We start from the raw sequence: 16,987 nt of genomic DNA, 5'->3' as shown, positions 1-16,987 counted from the left end.
ATGCTGGAGCTTGCCATCCTGGGTCTTCTGATCGAATCACCCATGCACGGCTATGAGTTGCGCAAGAGGTTGACGGGCCTACTCGGCGCATTCCGCGCATTCTCGTACGGTTCGCTCTACCCGGCGTTGCGACGCATGCAGGCCGAAGGGTTGATCGCCGAGAACGCCGCCCCCGCGGGCACCCCGGTGCGACGCGCCCGGCGCGTCTACCAACTCACCGACGCCGGCCGTCGGCGATTCGGCGAGCTTGTGGCCGACACCGGCCCAAGCAACTACACCGACGACGGGTTCGGGGTACACCTGGCGTTTTTCAACCGCACCCCGGCGGAAGCACGGATGCGCATCCTGGAAGGACGCCGCCGCCAAGTTGAGGAACGGCGCGAAGGTCTACGTGAGGCCGTGGCCCGGGCCAGCAGTTCGTTTGACCGCTACACCCGACAACTGCATCAGCTCGGACTCGAGTCCAGCGAACGCGAAGTCAAGTGGCTCAACGAGCTCATCGCCGCGGAACGGGCAGCACCCAATCACGCCGAACAGACATGAACCCCTGCACACCAAAGTCCCAACCGAGCACCGAATACACCCAGAGGCTATGAGGTTAGGAGAAACGCCCAAATGAGTGAGCACAAGTCCCTTCGGACGCCGGAGGCGTCGACCGAGGTTCGAGTCGCTATCGTCGGCGTCGGGAACTGCGCGTCCTCGCTGGTTCAGGGCGTCGAGTACTACCAGAACGCCGATGACACGTCGTCGGTGCCTGGATTGATGCACGTGCGGTTCGGCCCGTACCACGTCCGCGACGTCAAGTTCGTGGCGGCATTCGACGTGGACGCCAAGAAGGTGGGCTTCGACCTGTCGGACGCGATCTTCGCCTCGGAGAACAACACGATCAAGATCGCCGACGTGGCACCCACCAACGTGGTCGTGCAGCGCGGCCCCACGCTCGACGGTATCGGCAAGTACTACGCCGACACGATCGAGTTGTCCGATACGGAGCCTGTCGACGTGGTCCAGGCGCTCAAGGACGCCGAGGTGGATGTGCTGGTCTCCTACCTGCCGGTGGGCTCCGAAGAGGCCGACAAGTTCTACGCCCAATGCGCCATCGACGCTGGCGTCGCGTTCGTGAACGCGTTACCGGTGTTCATCGCGTCCGACCCGGTATGGGCCAAGAAGTTCACCGACGCCGGGGTGCCGATCGTCGGTGACGACATCAAGAGCCAGGTCGGCGCGACCATCACCCACCGCGTGATGGCCAAGCTGTTCGAGGACCGTGGCGTCCAGTTGGACCGCACCATGCAGCTCAACGTGGGCGGCAACATGGACTTTCTCAACATGCTCGAGCGGGAACGGCTGGAATCGAAGAAGATTTCCAAGACCCAGGCCGTGACCTCCAACGTCCACCGCGAGTTCAACTCCAACGACGTCCACATCGGTCCGTCCGACCACGTCGGCTGGCTCGATGACCGCAAGTGGGCTTACGTCCGCTTGGAAGGCCGTGCCTTCGGCGACGTGCCCCTCAACCTCGAGTACAAACTTGAGGTGTGGGACTCGCCGAACTCGGCCGGTGTCATCATCGATGCGGTGCGCGCAGCCAAGATTGCCAAAGACCGCGGCGTCGGCGGACCCGTGGTCCCGGCCTCGGCTTACCTGATGAAGAGCCCGCCGGAACAGTTGGCCGACGACGTTGCGCGGACCCAGCTCGAAGAGTTCATCATCGCGGGCTAGTTCGAGCGACGATGCACGCCGCAAGGCGGCGTGCTGAGGAGCCGAACCATCCAGCCAAGCCGAGCGACGATGCACGCCGCAAAGTGGCGTGTTGAGGAGCCGAACCATCAACCCGGGCCGAGCGACGATGCACGCCGCAAGGCGGCGTACTCCACCCTCCTTTCGCAGGTTCGGTGCGGTTCGTAGTGTCAAAGATCGTGGCCGAGATCTCTGACGACGAATTGACCGGCATCTCCGAGTTCGACCTGCTGACAGAAAACGCTGAGCAAGCGGGCGTGACGGGTCCGCTGCCCGAGATCGAGCGGGTCGAACGGGGTAGCGACGAGAACAGAATTAGCGCACTACGCTGGGGCGGCGCGGCCCCACGGGTGGTTTTCCTGCATGGCGGCGGGCAGAACGCGCACACCTGGGACACGGTGGTCCTCGGACTGGGGGAACCAGCGCTGGCCGTGGACCTCCCCGGGCACGGCCATTCTGCCTGGCGTGCGGACGGCGATTATTCGCCGCAACACAACGCCGACACCCTGGCACCGGTGTTGCGCGAGCTGGCGCCCCAGGCCGAATTCGTCGTCGGCATGTCGCTGGGCGGATTGACCGCGATTCGGCTAGCCGCATTGGCGCCCCAGCTGGTGGACGAACTCGTCCTGATCGACGTCACTCCGTCGGCATTGCAGCGCCACGCCGAATTGACCGCCGAACAGCGCGGCACCGTGGCACTGATGCACGGCGAGCGCGAGTTCCCCAGCTTTCAGGCGATGCTCGACCTGACGATCGCCGCAGCCCCGCATCGCGAGGTGACTGCGCTCCGCCGCGGCGTGTTCCACAACTCTCGCCGGCTCGACAACGGCAATTGGACGTGGCGATACGACGCCATCCGTACCTTTCCCGATTTCGCGGGTCTATGGGATGACGTCGATACGATGTCCGCACCCATCACGCTCGTGCGCGGCGGCGCATCGGGCTTCGTCACCGATGACGACACCACAGAACTCGGCAGGCGGGCAACGAATTTCCGTGGCGCTCACGTCGTCGAGAATTCGGGTCACTCCGTCCAGAGCGATCAGCCGCGCAGGCTGATCGACATCATCCGCGGAGTGATTCACCTACGCTGAGTCGGGTTATGCGCGGCGCCGCAGTACCGACGCGGCACTCTCCAAGGCCCGCCAGTTCGCGTTTGCTCACGTTATGCGCTAACACTTGAACGTGCGCGAAACACCTAAACGCGCGCGAAACATCTGAGCGTAGGTGTCGAGTCATGAGAAACTTGCGAGCTGATGGCGCAGCGGGGCGGAAAGAGATTCACAACGGATGCCGAAAAAGTACGGATTCAAGGAAAAAGACCAGGTCGTTTCTCACATCATCAACCTGATGTTGGCCGGCAAACTGCGCAGCGGCGATCGCGTCGACCGTAACGAAATCGCACAGGGTCTGGGGATCAGCCGGGTCCCAATCCAAGAAGCACTGATCCAACTCGAACACGACGGGATCGTGGCGACTCGCTACCACCGGGGCGCGTTCATCGAGCGATTCGACGAATCTAGCGTCAGCGAGCATCACGAACTCGACGGTGTCCTCAACGGCATCGCCTCCGCGCGCGCAGCCGCCAACCCCACACCGCGGATTCTCGGGCAACTGGATGCACTCATGCGATCGATGCGCGCCTCGAAGGAATCGCGGACCTTCGCCGACATCGCGTGGGAGTACCGAAGCACGATCAACGATGAGTACGCGGGGCCTCGGCTGCACGCCACCATCATCGCCTCGCGGAATCTGATCCCGCGGGTGTTCAGTTCGACCTATCAGTGCGCCCGCAACGACATGCTGCCGTTCTACGAAGACGAGCACGCGGCGATCCATCGACGTGACCCGCAAGCCGCTCAAGCTGCCTGTTTGGGCCGTGCCCAGCTGATGGCCCAGAACATGGTCGCCGAGCTGGTCCGGCGCAGGGTGTTCGTCGCAGCCGAGACCGGTTCCCCAGGAGCGCAGCAGGCTGAGGTCCCATCGCCACTTGACACGCAGTCGTCGCCGGTTCCTTAACGGCCACGCCGCCGGTTGATCGATACGGTGGCGGGAATGAGGCGCCGCTTAAAGCTGTCCGGGATTGTCGCGACGATCCTGGTCGTGTGCGGATTGGCGTCCGCGCTGTCGCTGGCGCCGCCCGCGGCTGCGGACCGCAATCAGTGCGCGCCGGCCGGTGTGGAGAGCGCGACCGCCCTGCCCGAGGACCTCTCGGAGTCCGCGGCAGCCGCCATCGGCGGGGAAGAAGACACCGAGACGACGGCGACTGTCGAGCCATTGAGCGCGGTCAACGTCGACGCATTGGGGTTGGGCACACCAGGCGTCCTGACGGTCGGCACCCTGTCCGATGGCCCGCCCAACACCTGCATCAACTCCACCGGGCGATTCACCGGCTTCGATAACGAACTGCTGCGCGCCATCGCCGACAAGTTGGGCCTCAAGGTGCGCTTCGTCGGCACTGACTTCTCGGGGCTGCTGGCCCAAGTGGCATCGCGGCGTTTCGACGTGGGCTCATCGTCGCTCAAAGCTACCGCCGCGCGGCGACGCACCGTCGCGTTCACCAACGGCTACGACTTCGGCTACCACACGCTCGTGGTGCCGCCCGGCTCCCCCATCACCGGATTCGGAGATCTCGCGGCCGGGCAACGCATCGGCGTCGTGCTCGGCACGGTAGCGGAGTCGTATGTCGTCGATACCCTGCATCTGCAACCGGTGAAGTATCCCGACTTCAACACCGTCTATGCCAATTTGAAAACCCGCCAGATCGACGCCTGGGTGGCCCCGGCCCACCAGGCACAGACCGTGATGCGGCCAGGCGACCCAGCCGTCGCGGTCGCCAACGCGATCAGCGTTGGCGACTTCGTGGGCTATGCCGTCGCCAAGGACAACCAGCCACTGGTCGATGCCCTTAACTCGGGGCTGGACGCCGTCATCGCCGACGGCACCTGGTCACAGCTGTACACCGACTGGGTTCCGCGGAGCTTGCCGTGGGGTTGGAAGCCCGGGTCCAGGTCCGCGCTGACTCCACACCTGCCGGACTTCGCCGTGATTGCCGCCCAGCATCACCACAAGGCGGCGGGACCGACCGAACCCAGGTCCACACTCGCGCATCTGCGCGACTCCTTTTTCAACTGGGACATGTATCGGCGGGCCATCCCGGCGCTGTTCACCACCGGGCTACCGAACACGTTGATCCTGTCGGTCAGCGCCAGCGTCATCGGCCTGGGGTTGGGCATGATGCTCGCGATCGCGGGAATCTCCGGCAAGCGCTGGCTGCGCTGGCCAGCCCGGGTGTACACCGATATCTTCCGCGGCCTGCCCGAGGTGGTGATCATTCTGATCATCGGGCTCGGCGTCGGGCCGTTGGTGGCCGGGCTGACCAACAACAACCCCTATCCCCTGGGCATTGCCGCGTTGGGATTGATGGCCGCTGCCTACGTTGGCGAGATTCTGCGCTCGGGTATCCAAAGTGTGGATCCCGGCCAGCTCGAAGCATCGCGCGCGCTGGGCTTCAGCTACTCGGCCGCGATGCGGCTGGTGGTGGTCCCGCAGGGGATCCGGCGGGTGTTGCCGGCATTGGTCAACCAATTCATCGCACTACTGAAAGCTTCGGCGCTGGTGTATTTCCTGGGGCTGGTGGCCAAACAGCGAGAACTGTTTCAGGTGGGCCGCGACCTCAACGCGCAAACCGGTAGCCTGTCGCCGCTGGTGGCCGCAGGTGTCTTCTACCTGATATTGACTGTCCCACTAACACATTTGGTGAACTACATCGACCGACGACTTCGCCGCGGCCGTGCCACATCGGAGCCGGAAGAGCGTCCGGACACCCTAGCGACACGCGGCCAGGAAATCACATGACGGTCACTGGACGTGAGCCTGTTTCCTTGGCGGGCAAGAGTATTCACAAGGTCCTCGGCGGGAGCGCGGTGCTACGGGGCGTCGACATCCAAGTGCCCGCGGGCAGCACCGCAGCGGTGATCGGCCCATCAGGCTCGGGAAAATCGACGTTGTTACGCACCCTGAACCGGCTCTACGAGCCGGATAGCGGCGACATCCTGTTGGACGGCCGTTCGGTGCTGGGTGATGACCCCGACGGGCTACGTCAGCGCATCGGCATGGTATTCCAACACTTCAATCTGTTCCCCCACCGCAGTGTGCTCGACAACGTCGCGCTAGCACCACGCAAGTTGCGCCGACTACCCACCGACGAGGCCCGCGACCTGGCTTTAGCTCACCTGGACCGAGTTGGCCTGAAGCACAAAGCTGACAACCGCCCCGCAACGCTCTCGGGCGGCCAGCAGCAGCGCGTGGCGATTGCCCGCGCACTGGCGATGGCCCCACAGGTGATGTTCTTCGACGAGGCGACATCGGCGCTCGATCCCGAGATGGTCAAAGACATCCTGGCGCTGATTGCCGATCTCGGCGCCGACGGAATGACCATGTTGGTGGTTACCCACGAAATGGGTTTCGCCCGCTCGGCATCGGATGCTGTTATCTTCATGGATCGCGGCAAGGTGGTGGAATCAGGCTCACCCGAGCAAATTTTCGATGCTGCACAGACCGAGAGATTGCAGCGGTTCCTGTCTCAAGTGCTGTAGCGGGACAAGACAGGTCCGATATCGTGGTTCGTCGCGCTGATGTCGGGTTAGACTGCCGACTTATGGCCCACAGCGAATTCACCGCCCCGGAAGTGACGGAGCTGGCGGAGGGGCTGCACCGCGCGCTGGCCAAACTCTTTGCGATCCTCCGCCGCGGGGACCCCAACGGCGTCGTGGCTGGCGAGTTGACACTGGCGCAGCTGTCAATTCTGGTTACCCTGCTCGATCAGGGACCCATCAGAATGACGGACCTGGCCGCTCACGAACGAGTCCGCACCCCCACGACCACCGTGGCGATCCGCCGGTTGGAGAAGATCGGGCTCGTGAAACGCTCCCGTGATCCGTCGGACCTACGCGCCGTGCTGGTCGACATCACACCACAGGGGCGGGCCGTTCACAGCGAGTCGCTAGCGAACCGGCACGCCGCACTGGCCGCGATGCTCAGTCAACTCCCGGGATCGGACTTGGACATCCTCATGACGGCATTGGCACCGCTGCAGCGGCTCGCTTCGGGCGAACCGGCAGACACCACTGCGGCCGCCTCCCCCGCACCAAATCGAGCATGAATCCGGCTGGCTGCTAACGAAATTGGTTGCAGCCTAGGCCTTCCCGACCGCCCTCAGCGCCCCAGCCACCGGCGAAAAGAGCTCGGACGTCGACGAGGCGGCGCCTAGATAACGAAGTTGACCAGTCGGCCCGGCACCACGATGACTTTGCGCGGAGCGGACCCACCCAGGAACGCTTGCACTTTGTCGTCGGCCAGCGCGGCCGCTTTCAGGGTGTCGGCGTCCGCATCTGCGGCCACCACCACCCGGCTACGCACTTTGCCGTTGACTTGCACCGGGTATTCGACGGTCTCGTCGACGAGATAGCCGGGGTCGGCCACTGGAAAGGGGCCGTGTGCCAGCGGGGTGGTGTGCCCTAGGCGCAGCCACAGCTCCTCAGCCAGGTGCGGAGCCAGCGGCGCGAGCATCAGCACCAGCGGTTCGACCGCTGCCCGGGGCACCGCGTCGCGGTGCTGCTTGGTGAGATGGTTGGTGTACTCGATCAGCTTGGCGGTGGCCGTGTTATTTCGCAGTGCCGCATAGTCTTCGGACACTCCAGCTATGGTCCGATGCAACGCTCGAAGAGTTGCGGGATCCAGCTGACCTGCGTCGTCGATCACCCGTGATTCGCCGGTGGCCTCGTCGACCACCAGCCGCCACACCCTCTGCAGGAAGCGGTACGCGCCAACGACATCCTTGGTGGCCCATGGCCGTGATGCCTCCAGCGGGCCCATCGACATTTCGTACACGCGCAACGTGTCGGCGCCGTAGGCGTCGCAAATCTCGTCGGGCGCCACCGAATTCTTAAGACTCTTGCCGATTTTGCCGAACTCCTGGAATACCTCGATCTCCCCATCGGGCCCCGGATAAACAAAGCTGCCGTTTCGCTCGACCACCTCCTCAGCCGGCACGTAAGAACCACGCGCATCGGTATAGGCGAACGCCTGAATATAGCCCTGATTGATCAGTTTGCGATACGGCTCGCGCGAGCTGACATGCCCCAGGTCGTAGAGGACCTTGTGCCAGAAGCGCGAATAAAGCAGGTGCAACACGGCGTGTTCAGCGCCACCCACGTATAGGTCGACACCACCGGGGTCGTCCGGGCCGTGCTCAGCCGGCCGCGGGCCCATCCAATAGGCTTCGTTTTCCTTGGCACACAGGCGTTCTGAATTATCTGGATCGGTATAGCGCAGTTCGTACCAGGAGCTTCCGGCCCACTGCGGCATCACGTTGGTATCCCGAGTGTAGGGCTGCAAGCCATCACCGAGATCCAACTCGACGTGCACCCACTCGGTCGCTTTGGCCAGTGGGGGCGACGGCTCGGTGTCGGCGTCGTCGGGGTCGAACAGCACCGGCGAGTAGTCGGGTACATCGGGCAGTTCGACCGGCAATGCTGTTTCATCAAGCGCGTGCGGGCGCCCATCGCGGTCGTAGACGATCGGGAATGGTTCGCCCCAATAGCGCTGCCGCGCGAAAAGCCAGTCGCGTAGCTTGAATTCGATACGAGCCCGGCCACGACCGTCGGCCTCCAACCGTTCGGTGATGGCCTCTTTGGCGGCTGGCACGCTCATGCCGGTGAGGTAACCCGAGTTGACCAGCACACCGTCGCCGCTGTACGCGCCCTCTGAAATATCGCCGCCAGCAATGACTTCGACGATCGGCAGCCCGAACTCTCGAGCGAAGTCCCAGTCCCGCTGGTCATGGCCGGGCACGGCCATGACCGCGCCGGTGCCGTACCCGGCCAGAACATAGTCGGCGATAAAAATCGGCACGGGCTCACCGTTCGCCGGATTGATGGCGTAGCTGCCCAAAAAGACGCCGGTCTTCTCCCTGCTCTCTTGGCGCTCCAGGTCGGACTTGGAAGCGATCGCGTGGCGGTAGGCGGTGACGGCCTCCGCCGGTGTGGCGCTGCCGTATGTCCACGATGAGTCGACACCGTCCGGCCAAGCCGCAGCGACCAGCCCGTCGACCAGATCGTGTTCGGGTGCCATGACCAAGTACGTGGCGCCGAATAGGGTGTCCGGCCGGGTAGTGAATACGTCGATGTCAACGATGTCACCACCGGTACCCGTCGCGAAGAACAACGCCTGCGCTCCGGCGGATCGCCCGATCCAGTTGCGCTGCATCGTCTTGACCTTTTCCGGCCAGTCCAACGCATCGAGGTCGGTGAGCAGCCGGTCGGCATAGGCGGTAATTCGCATCATCCACTGTCGCAACCGCTTCCGGAAAACCGGAAAGTTGCCCCGGTCGCTGCGGCCGTCTGCGGTGACCTCTTCGTTGGCCAGCACCGTGCCCAACCCTGGACACCAGTTCACCATCGAGTCGGCCCGGTAGACCAACCGGTACCCGTCGATGACGTCGGACCGCTCCCCCGCCGACAGCCGGCCCCACTCGCGCCCGTCGTCGAGGCTTCTAGCACCGCAATCGAATTCGGCGACTAGTTCGGAGATTCGGCGGGCTTTGTTGGCCGCGGTGTCGAACCAAGCGTTGTAGATCTGCAGAAAAATCCATTGCGTCCACTTGTAGAACTCGACGTCGGTGGTCGAGAAGCTCCGGCGGCTGTCATGGCCGAACCCCAGCCGGTCCAACTGCCGACGAAAGTTCGCGACGTTCGCTTCGGTCCTGGTGCGCGGATGGGTGCCGGTCTGCACGGCATACTGCTCGGCGGGCAATCCGAAGGAGTCGAATCCCAACGCGTGCAGCACATTGCGGCCGGTCATCCGGAAATAGCGGGCATACACATCGGTCGCGATGTAGCCCAACGGGTGGCCGACGTGCAGGCCCTCCCCCGACGGATAGGGGAACATGTCCTGCACGAAGAGCTTCGAGTCAGGTTCCAGCGAGTTGCCAGAGCCATCCGGTGGGGCCAGGGTCCCGACAGGGTTAGGCACGTTGAACGTCCCAAGCCGCGCCCAATTGTCCTGCCACGTCCGTTCCAGCCTTCCCGCAAGTTCGGCGGTGTAGCGGTACCGGGGCGCGCCAGCATCAGCGCCGTCGACGCTGAGTGGGCCGCCCGGTGTGGCGGTTGGCGAGTCAGTCACGCCCAATAGGGTATAAGGGCAGCATTGCAACGTCTGGCGCCCCAGCCGCCGGCCACGAGTTGATCTCAGTTGCGTTGCACACCGATCAGAGGATCATCCCAGCTCTATTTCAAGCCTGTTCGCCACCTTTCGGCCCTGGTTACATTCAGCCTCGAGGTCGGGCATCGGTGCCCGAAACCATTCGGAGGGACCGACGCAGATGATTCAGATCGTACCCAGGTGGCGAGCGTTCGCCGCGGGCATGGCCACTGGTTTCCTCGGCGTCATACTGTTCGCGGGCGCGAAGGCCACAGCGGAGCCGCTGCCGCCGGCGCCACCGATTCCCGCTCCGGTCCCGGTGCAGACAGCGGGTCCGCCCATGCAATACGTCCCAGTAGCTCCCGGGACGGTCAATAGCCGGTTCGCACCGGCTCCTGCCCCTGCCCGAGCGCCAGCACCGGTCGCATCGCCGGTTCCGATCGGAGCGCCCAGATCCACAGCCCGGGCCCCCTTAGCGCCGACAATGCCCATAATGATGCCCCCAATCACCGGGACGCTTCGGGACTACCTGCATGAGAACAAGGTCACCCTCGAAGCGCAGCGGCCGGAGGGATTCACCGCCCTCGACATCAGTCTCCCGATGCCACCGCGCTGGACGCAGGTGCCCGACCCCAACGTGCCCGATGCGTTCGCCGTGATCGCGGACCGGGTGAGCGGCAAGAGCATCTACACATCGAATGCGCAGGTGGTGGTGTATAAGCTGGTCGGTGACTTCGATTCCGCCGAGGCCATTAAGCACGGGTATGCCGACGCCCGGAGATTGCTTGCATGGAAGACGACAAACGCCTCGCTGGCCAATTTCGGTCGCTTCCCCTCGTCAATCATCGAGGGCACGTACCGCGAGAATGACATGACACTGAACACCTCCCGCCGCCATGTGATCGCCAGCTCGGGCGCCGACAAGTACCTGGTGTCGTTGTCGGTGACCACGGCGTTGTCCCAGGCCATCGCTGACGCACCAGCCACGAACGCGATCATCAGTGGATTCCGAGTGGCCGCGCCGTCGGCGTCCGGGCAACCGCGTGCCGCGACACCGCACCGGGCGCCCGCGGCGCTGCCCGGGCAGCTGCCCCAGCCCCATCGCCGTCCCGCACCGCGGAGTGTGCAGAGCCCGGCACCAGCACAGCTGCCGCTGACCAACCCGACGCCTGGTCATCCGTCGCTGGGCGTCGGCACGGGTGTCCCGTCGCGCTGATTCGCCACGGCTTAGTTGGCGTACCCGTATGGTGGCCGGGTGTTCATCGCGGGCCTGTTGTGCATCTGCGTGGCGGTCGCGTCCGCCGGCTTCGGTCTGTGGTCGCTTGCCCGGGCACGCACCACCGACCCCGCTGGGCTGACGCGGCGCGCTATGGCCCCCACCCAACTCGCGGCTGCGATAGTGCTGGCAGCCGGGGGAGTGGCGGCGCTGGCCGCGCCCCCGCGCACCGCTCTGGTTCTGGTCATCGTCTGCATCTGCGGCGCGGTCGGCACCCTGGCCGCGGGTTCGTGGCAGATCGCGCGATACCTGCTGCGGCGCGAGGCAGCAACCCTCGAAGCCGCCGACTGCGGTGGCAACTGTGCGGCCTGCGTCTTGTCTTGCCCCCAGTTAGCGGGTCGCGATCGCCCCGTTGACGAGGCGTGGGGGCCGGGAACCGAAGGGGCGGGCGGACGCCGTGGTTCCTAGTTCCGGCTGAGGTCGATCGGGTGGGTGGCAAGCAGCGACATGGGCAACGGCTGGCGCCGCAGCACTTGCCCCCACAGGTCCGCTCGCGGCTCGACCAGAACATCAGATGGCAACGCCGACAGGACAATCCAGTCGTCGCGCTCGATTTCGCCTTCGAGCTGTCCTACGGTCCAGCCGGAATACCCAGCGAAGATCCGCACCCCTTCCACCACCGCTGCGATCGATTCCGGCCCGGCGTCCAGATCCACCATCACCACCCTGCCTGCCACATGCCGCAGGCCGGGCACACCCTCGGGTTCGGCGCCAACCCGCAGCGTCGCCAAGCACAGGGCCGCATCGCGCTTCACCGGGCCTCCGATGAACATCGTCTTCGGTTTGGCCGCCAGTTTGGCCCAATGCGGCAACACGTTGTAGACGGCGGTCTCCGTCGGCCGGTTGAGCACCACCCCCAGGGTGCCGCCATCGTTGTGCTCGACAATGTAGATCACGCTGCGGCGAAAGGTCGGCTCCAGCAGATCGGTATTGGCCAGCAGTAAGGTACCCGCCCGCACCCGTTGCGCGGCCGGCGCGACATGGTCCTCGGGATCTTCGTGTGCGGCCACCCGAACATCATTGCACCCGCTGTCGTACCGCTCGGGGCAAACAAGCACGGTCGACGAATATTTGTAGTGTTGTTAGCGCGGTAGCGCCCAGACCAGCGACGTGGGTGCCAATGGTGGAAGTGGGTTTCGTGATTCAAACCCGGACGCATGTGCGCACCCCCGTCGACGTGTGGCGGGCGGTGCGCAACTTGCCCGACTTCCGACGATTGCTGCAGCTGCGCATCGCAAGTCAATTCGGTGATGGCCTCTTCCAGGCGGGGCTCGCCGGAGCCCTCCTGTTCAACCCTGACCACGCCACCGGCCCCATGGCCATTGCCGGTGCCTTCACCGTGCTGTTCTTGCCCTACTCGCTGCTGGGGCCGTTCGCTGGGGCGTTGATGGACCGGTGGGACCGGCGTTGGGTGCTTGTCGGCGCCAACATCGGCCGGCTGGTCTTGATCGTCGCCATCGGCACAATTCTGGCGCTGTCGGCTGGTGAGCTACCGCTGTTGTGTGCAGCGCTGCTCGCCAATGGCTTGGCGCGCTTCGTCGCCTCGGGCCTGTCAGCGGCATTGCCGCACGTGGTCCCGCGCGAGCAGGTGGTCACGATGAACTCGGTGGCCATCGCCTCGGGTGCGATCGCGGCCTTTCTGGGAGCCAACTTCATGTTGTTGCCTCGTTGGCTCGCGGGCAGCGGCGACGAGGGCGCCTCCACAATCATCTTCATCGTGACGGTCCCGGTATCGATCGCGTTGGTGCTCGCGCTGCGGTTCGGCCCACGCGTACTCGGACCAGACGACACCAAGCGCGCGATCCACGGATCGGCCATCTATGCGGTCACCACCGGCTGGCTGCATGGCGTACGCACGGTTGTCCAGCTCCCGACGGTCGCTGCGGCCCTGGCCGGCCTGGCCGCACACCGGATGGTGGTCGGCATCAACTCGCTACTGGTCCTGTTGTTGGTGCAGCACATGACCGCGCCCGCGTTCGGAGGGCTCGGTACTGCACTCATGTTCTTCGCCGCAACCGGCCTCGGCGCCTTCTTGGCCAACGTGCTGACACCGGCCGCAATACGCCGCTGGGGCCGCTACGCGACCGCGAATGGTGCGCTGGTGGCCGCGGCGGCCATTCAAGTCGCCGGCGCCGGACTGCTGCTACCGGTCATGGTGGTGTGCGGGTTTTTCCTCGGTGTGGCCGGGCAAGTGGTAAAGCTCTGCGCCGACTCGGCCATGCAGATCGATGTCGACGACGCGTTGCGCGGACACGTATTTGCCATACAGGACGCGCTGTTCTGGGTCTCCTACATCGCCTCGATCACGATCGCGGCGACATTGATTCCCGCGGACGGTCGAGCACCGGTGTTTGCGTTGTTCGGGTCGGTGCTCTATGTCATGGGGCTGATTGTGCATAGCATCGTCGGTCGCCGTGGCCAGCCTGCGAACCCTCGTTAAGGTACACATGTGCCTTAACTCGAAGGCCCCCTCAGGAGGCGATAATGGCGGACTCAGGGCCGATCGTGGCCGACTTGCGTGCCGAAAGCGACGACCTCGATGCGCTGGTGGCGCCGCTTCCAGCCGGCCGATGGGCGGACCCCACTCCGGCGCCGGGCTGGACCATCGCGCATCAGATCGGCCATCTGCTGTGGACCGATCGGGTCGCTCTGGTTGCGGTCACTGACGAGGCCGCCTTCGCGGAGATGGTGACTGCCGCGGCGGCCAATGCTGCCGGCTTCGTGGACGCTGCCGCTGACGAACAGGCGGCACGGCCGCCGCGCGACCTGCTCACCGAATGGCGGGGTATCCGCGGGCGGCTCCACGACGAGCTGGAGGCAGTGCCCGCGGGCCGCAAATTGCCGTGGTTCGGGCCACCCATGAGCGCGGCGTCAATGGCGACCGCGCGGCTGATGGAGACGTGGGCTCACGGACTCGATGTTGCGGACGCCCTTGGCACGACCCGGCCTGTCACCACCCGATTGCGGTCGATCGCACATCTCGGGGTACGTACCCGCGACTACGCATTCTTCGTCAACGAGCTAGCTCCACCACCCGAACCTTTCCGGGTTGAGTTGCGCGGGCCTGGCGGTGATAGCTGGTCTTGGGGGCCGTCCGACGCGGCCCAGCGCGTGACCGGATCCGCTGAAGACTTTTGCTTGTTGGTCACTCAGCGGCGCGCGCTGGGCACCCTCGACATCACGGCGGTAGGGGAGGACGCGCAGCGCTGGTTGGAGATCGCTCAAGCATTCGCTGGTCCACCCGGCCCGGGGCGATGAGCGCGCGAGGCTCCCGAGGCGAACAATGGCGTGTTAGCCAGCAAAGGGCGGCCTGGCCATCACCGTGGGCCGGATGCCGTACCGGGGACCCGCACCCGACCCACTTGAACTGGCTGCCGGAAGGCCACCCAACACATGTCCCGCCCCAGCAGACTCTGGTTGATCGACGATAGCGCTAGCCAGCGGCACCGAAGCCGAACCCGCTGTCGGGGCCAGACTCTCGGAGGCGATCTCCGTCCACGTCGGCGGCACCGACAACTTGCCGATCGAGGTCGCGTTGGCCAGGCCCGCGGTTACGGGTGCCGTACCCAGCGCCGCTTCGGCTGCCTCAGCCGCGGCCGGCGGCGCCGCTTCGGCAACCGCAGCGGCCTCGGGGCCGACCAATCCCAGCGCCTCCGATGACGTGATCATGCTGTTGCCCATGCCGATGCCGAAGTACGGCAAACCAACGGTGTTGTATGCCAGTGACGTTAGCGGCCACGGCAAGCGGGCCACGAACAGCAATCGTGCCGATGCGGGCGGGGCCGCAGCAGCCGCCGCCATCGACGACGGTGACGCCAGTTGCGCCAGTTTGGCCGGTAACTGAGAAATCAGCCCTAGCAAGGCGCGCTGTGAAGTACCTGCCGACGTGGTGGCAGCCACTGCGGCTGCGACGGACTGTCCGGCAGCGGGAGAAAGGCTTGTGATGGGCGGCGGCGCGGCAAACGGCGTCACGGCCGCCGCGGTGGCGGACGAACCCGCATAGGTGTACATCGCCACAGCATCCTGGACCCACATTTGCTCATATTGGGCTTCGAGGGCCGCGATGGCGCCGGTGTATTGGCCGAACAGGTTTTGCGCGTTCAACAACGCCAGCTCGGCGCGATTCGCGGCGATCAGCGGAGGGGGCACCGTGGCGGCGATTGCAGCCTCGTACGCGGCCACCGCGGCTCTCGCCTGGCTGGAAGCGAGCTCGGCTTGTGCCGCAGTGACTTTCATCCAAGCCACATAGGGTGCGACCGCGTCAACCATCAACGTCGATGCCCCGCCCGTCCATTGCTCGGAATGCAGCTCGGTAACTACCCGCTCGTAGCCGGCGGCGGTGGTGTTGAGCTCTGCCGCAAGCCCGTTCCAGCCGGACGCGGCTGCGACCATAGGCGCCGAGCCTGGGCCACAGTACATCCGTCCAGAGTTGATCTCCGGTGGCAGCACCCCAAAATCCATCGTGGTTAACTCCATATCTCGTCGCGACCGCTCTCGTATTCGGTCGTCATTGGCGCTTCGTTGCGCACGGTGTCCTTTTGCTACCCGCCACAGGGCTGGCGCATCATTACTTTGAGTTGTAATCCGTATCGGCGTCCGGCATGGCTGGCCAGGCGGGACCTGCCTTTGGCCGGCGCGCCTTGCAGTACGCCCGACAGCCCGCCCGCCTCGGTGGCGCGAACTTCGTGAACCGACATTCCCGCCGTCCCGCTTGGGGATACGAAGGGCGCCGCAGACCAACGGGGCGGCACCGACAGGGGCCCGATCTTGGCGGCCGTCGCCGCAGCCGCGACTGGTACGGGGGCCTCCAATGGAAGCTCCGACAACACCTCTGCTTGGGCCGCGCCGGCAGCTGACCCCGCTGCAGCGGCGTCAGAACCCGTAGTTCTCCACACCGTTCGACCGGCGATCTGAAGACCGTTGAGCGTGTAGCCGGCCCCGTCGTAGACCAGACCCTCGACGTTGTCAACGACGCCGTAGTACCAGCCCCAGGGTTGCTGCCCAAGCAATGAAATTCCCGGAAGCGCCATAGCAGGACTGGGTTGCCCGACCAGCCCAGCTAACCCAGCGCCGGTGTGTGCTCCGGTGGCAGCGCCGCTCGCCTGTAAGGCGAGGCCGGCTGGGTTGACGGTGTTCGGCGCTGCTGCAAACGGGGGCAAGAGCGCCGCGTGCTCCGATGCGCTGGCGTAGCCGAACATCGCGGTGGTGTCTTGAGCCCACATCTCGGCGTATTCGAACTCGGTTGCGGCGATCGCGGGGGTGTTTTGCCCCAGCCAGTTCGTCGAGACGAGGAGTAGCAACAAACTCCGGTTGGCCGCGACCACCGGTGGGGGCACCGTCATCGAAAAGGCCGCCTCGTAGGCCGCCACCGCCGCCTTTGCCTGTATCCCTGCCTGATCGGCGAGCGCCGCGGTGGTGCTCAACCAGCTGATGAAGGGCGCGACCGCGGCGATCATCGCATCCGACGAAGGCCCGGACCACCGCATGGTGGTGAGCTCCGAGATCACCGAACTGTAACCAGATGCTGCGGCGAACAATTCTGCAGCGGTGCTGTCCCACGCCGAGGCGGCGGCGATCATCGGCCCGGCTCCGGGGCCGCTGTACATGCGACCCGAATTGATTTCGGGAGGCAAAGCCCCGAAATTCGGCATGAGACGCGGCGCGAGGTTGAGCCCAGCCTGTACCGACGCAGCGATCTCCGACACGACCGGCTCCTGGTCGACAGGGACATCGTGGGGCATCGATACCGCCTAGTGGTGGGCTGGTGGC

General features: G+C 65.1%; 14 protein-coding genes and 1 pseudogene. 11 read left to right on the top strand and 4 right to left on the bottom strand.

Annotation, left to right across the window (positions count from 1 at the left end):
• The 7 genes from F6B93_RS00275 to F6B93_RS00245 all read left to right on the top strand — a co-directional run bounded on the left by F6B93_RS00275 (position 1) and on the right by F6B93_RS00245 (position 6,904).
• A complete protein-coding gene (locus tag F6B93_RS00275) occupies positions 1-543 on the top strand; it encodes a PadR family transcriptional regulator (RefSeq protein ID WP_211697119.1) in 543 nt (180 codons plus the stop codon).
• Positions 544-615: 72 nt separating this feature from the next.
• Positions 616-1,722, top strand: a complete 1,107-nt coding sequence (locus tag F6B93_RS00270; RefSeq protein ID WP_211697118.1) for an inositol-3-phosphate synthase — start codon at positions 616-618, stop codon at positions 1,720-1,722.
• Positions 1,723-1,928: 206 nt separating this feature from the next.
• Complete coding sequence (locus tag F6B93_RS00265) at positions 1,929-2,834, top strand: alpha/beta fold hydrolase (protein ID WP_425518577.1); 906 nt, start codon at positions 1,929-1,931, stop codon at positions 2,832-2,834.
• 196 nt (positions 2,835-3,030) lie between these two features.
• On the top strand, positions 3,031-3,759 hold the full coding sequence (locus F6B93_RS00260; RefSeq protein ID WP_211697116.1) for a GntR family transcriptional regulator: 729 nt from the start codon (positions 3,031-3,033) through the stop codon (positions 3,757-3,759).
• A 36-nt stretch (positions 3,760-3,795) separates the two neighbouring features.
• A complete protein-coding gene (locus F6B93_RS00255) occupies positions 3,796-5,598 on the top strand; it encodes an ABC transporter substrate-binding protein/permease (protein ID WP_211697115.1) in 1,803 nt (600 codons plus the stop codon).
• Positions 5,595-6,338, top strand: coding sequence for an amino acid ABC transporter ATP-binding protein (locus tag F6B93_RS00250; protein ID WP_211697114.1), 744 nt, complete (start codon positions 5,595-5,597; stop codon positions 6,336-6,338). Before F6B93_RS00255 ends, F6B93_RS00250 begins: the two co-directional genes overlap by 4 nt.
• Before the next feature lie 62 nt (positions 6,339-6,400).
• Positions 6,401-6,904, top strand: a complete 504-nt coding sequence (locus F6B93_RS00245; RefSeq protein ID WP_211697113.1) for a MarR family winged helix-turn-helix transcriptional regulator — start codon at positions 6,401-6,403, stop codon at positions 6,902-6,904.
• 104 nt (positions 6,905-7,008) lie between these two features.
• On the opposite strand, the gene leuS is transcribed toward F6B93_RS00245, so the two are convergent.
• Complete coding sequence (gene leuS / locus F6B93_RS00240) at positions 7,009-9,924, bottom strand: leucine--tRNA ligase (protein ID WP_211697112.1); 2,916 nt, start codon at positions 9,922-9,924, stop codon at positions 7,009-7,011.
• A gap of 199 nt (positions 9,925-10,123) precedes the next feature.
• On the opposite strand from leuS, the gene F6B93_RS00235 reads away from it, so the two are divergent.
• Both F6B93_RS00235 and F6B93_RS00230 read left to right on the top strand, forming a co-directional pair.
• Complete coding sequence (locus F6B93_RS00235) at positions 10,124-11,158, top strand: LpqN/LpqT family lipoprotein (RefSeq protein ID WP_211697111.1); 1,035 nt, start codon at positions 10,124-10,126, stop codon at positions 11,156-11,158.
• 39 nt (positions 11,159-11,197) lie between these two features.
• Positions 11,198-11,542 (top strand): annotated as a pseudogene (locus F6B93_RS00230) (hypothetical protein); the annotation flags it as partial.
• Positions 11,543-11,622: 80 nt separating this feature from the next.
• On the opposite strand, the gene F6B93_RS00225 reads toward F6B93_RS00230, so the two are convergent.
• Complete coding sequence (locus tag F6B93_RS00225) at positions 11,623-12,228, bottom strand: YqgE/AlgH family protein (protein ID WP_211697110.1); 606 nt, start codon at positions 12,226-12,228, stop codon at positions 11,623-11,625.
• Positions 12,229-12,332: 104 nt separating this feature from the next.
• Here F6B93_RS00225 and F6B93_RS00220 point away from each other — a divergent pair, with 104 nt between their 5' ends.
• Entirely contained in the window at positions 12,333-13,658 is a 1,326-nt protein-coding gene (locus tag F6B93_RS00220) for an MFS transporter (RefSeq protein ID WP_211697109.1), read from the top strand.
• Positions 13,659-13,702: 44 nt separating this feature from the next.
• The gene (locus tag F6B93_RS00215) at positions 13,703-14,476 is read left to right on the top strand and encodes a TIGR03084 family metal-binding protein (protein WP_211697108.1); all 774 of its coding nucleotides are present in this window, start codon (positions 13,703-13,705) and stop codon (positions 14,474-14,476) included.
• A gap of 33 nt (positions 14,477-14,509) precedes the next feature.
• On the opposite strand, the gene F6B93_RS00210 is transcribed toward F6B93_RS00215, so the two are convergent.
• The gene (locus F6B93_RS00210) at positions 14,510-15,679 is read right to left on the bottom strand and encodes a PPE family protein (RefSeq protein WP_211697107.1); all 1,170 of its coding nucleotides are present in this window, start codon (positions 15,677-15,679) and stop codon (positions 14,510-14,512) included.
• Positions 15,680-15,759: 80 nt separating this feature from the next.
• Positions 15,760-16,869 carry a PPE family protein gene (locus F6B93_RS00205; RefSeq protein WP_425518576.1) on the bottom strand — a complete coding sequence of 370 codons (1,110 nt, stop codon included), beginning with the start codon at positions 16,867-16,869 and terminating at the stop codon, positions 15,760-15,762.
• Positions 16,870-16,987: the final 118 nt, after the last annotated feature.

The sequence above is a fragment of the Mycobacterium spongiae genome (assembly GCF_018278905.1).
Lineage (GTDB): Bacteria > Actinomycetota > Actinomycetes > Mycobacteriales > Mycobacteriaceae > Mycobacterium > Mycobacterium spongiae.
This window is presented reverse-complemented; position numbering and strand designations above follow the sequence as displayed.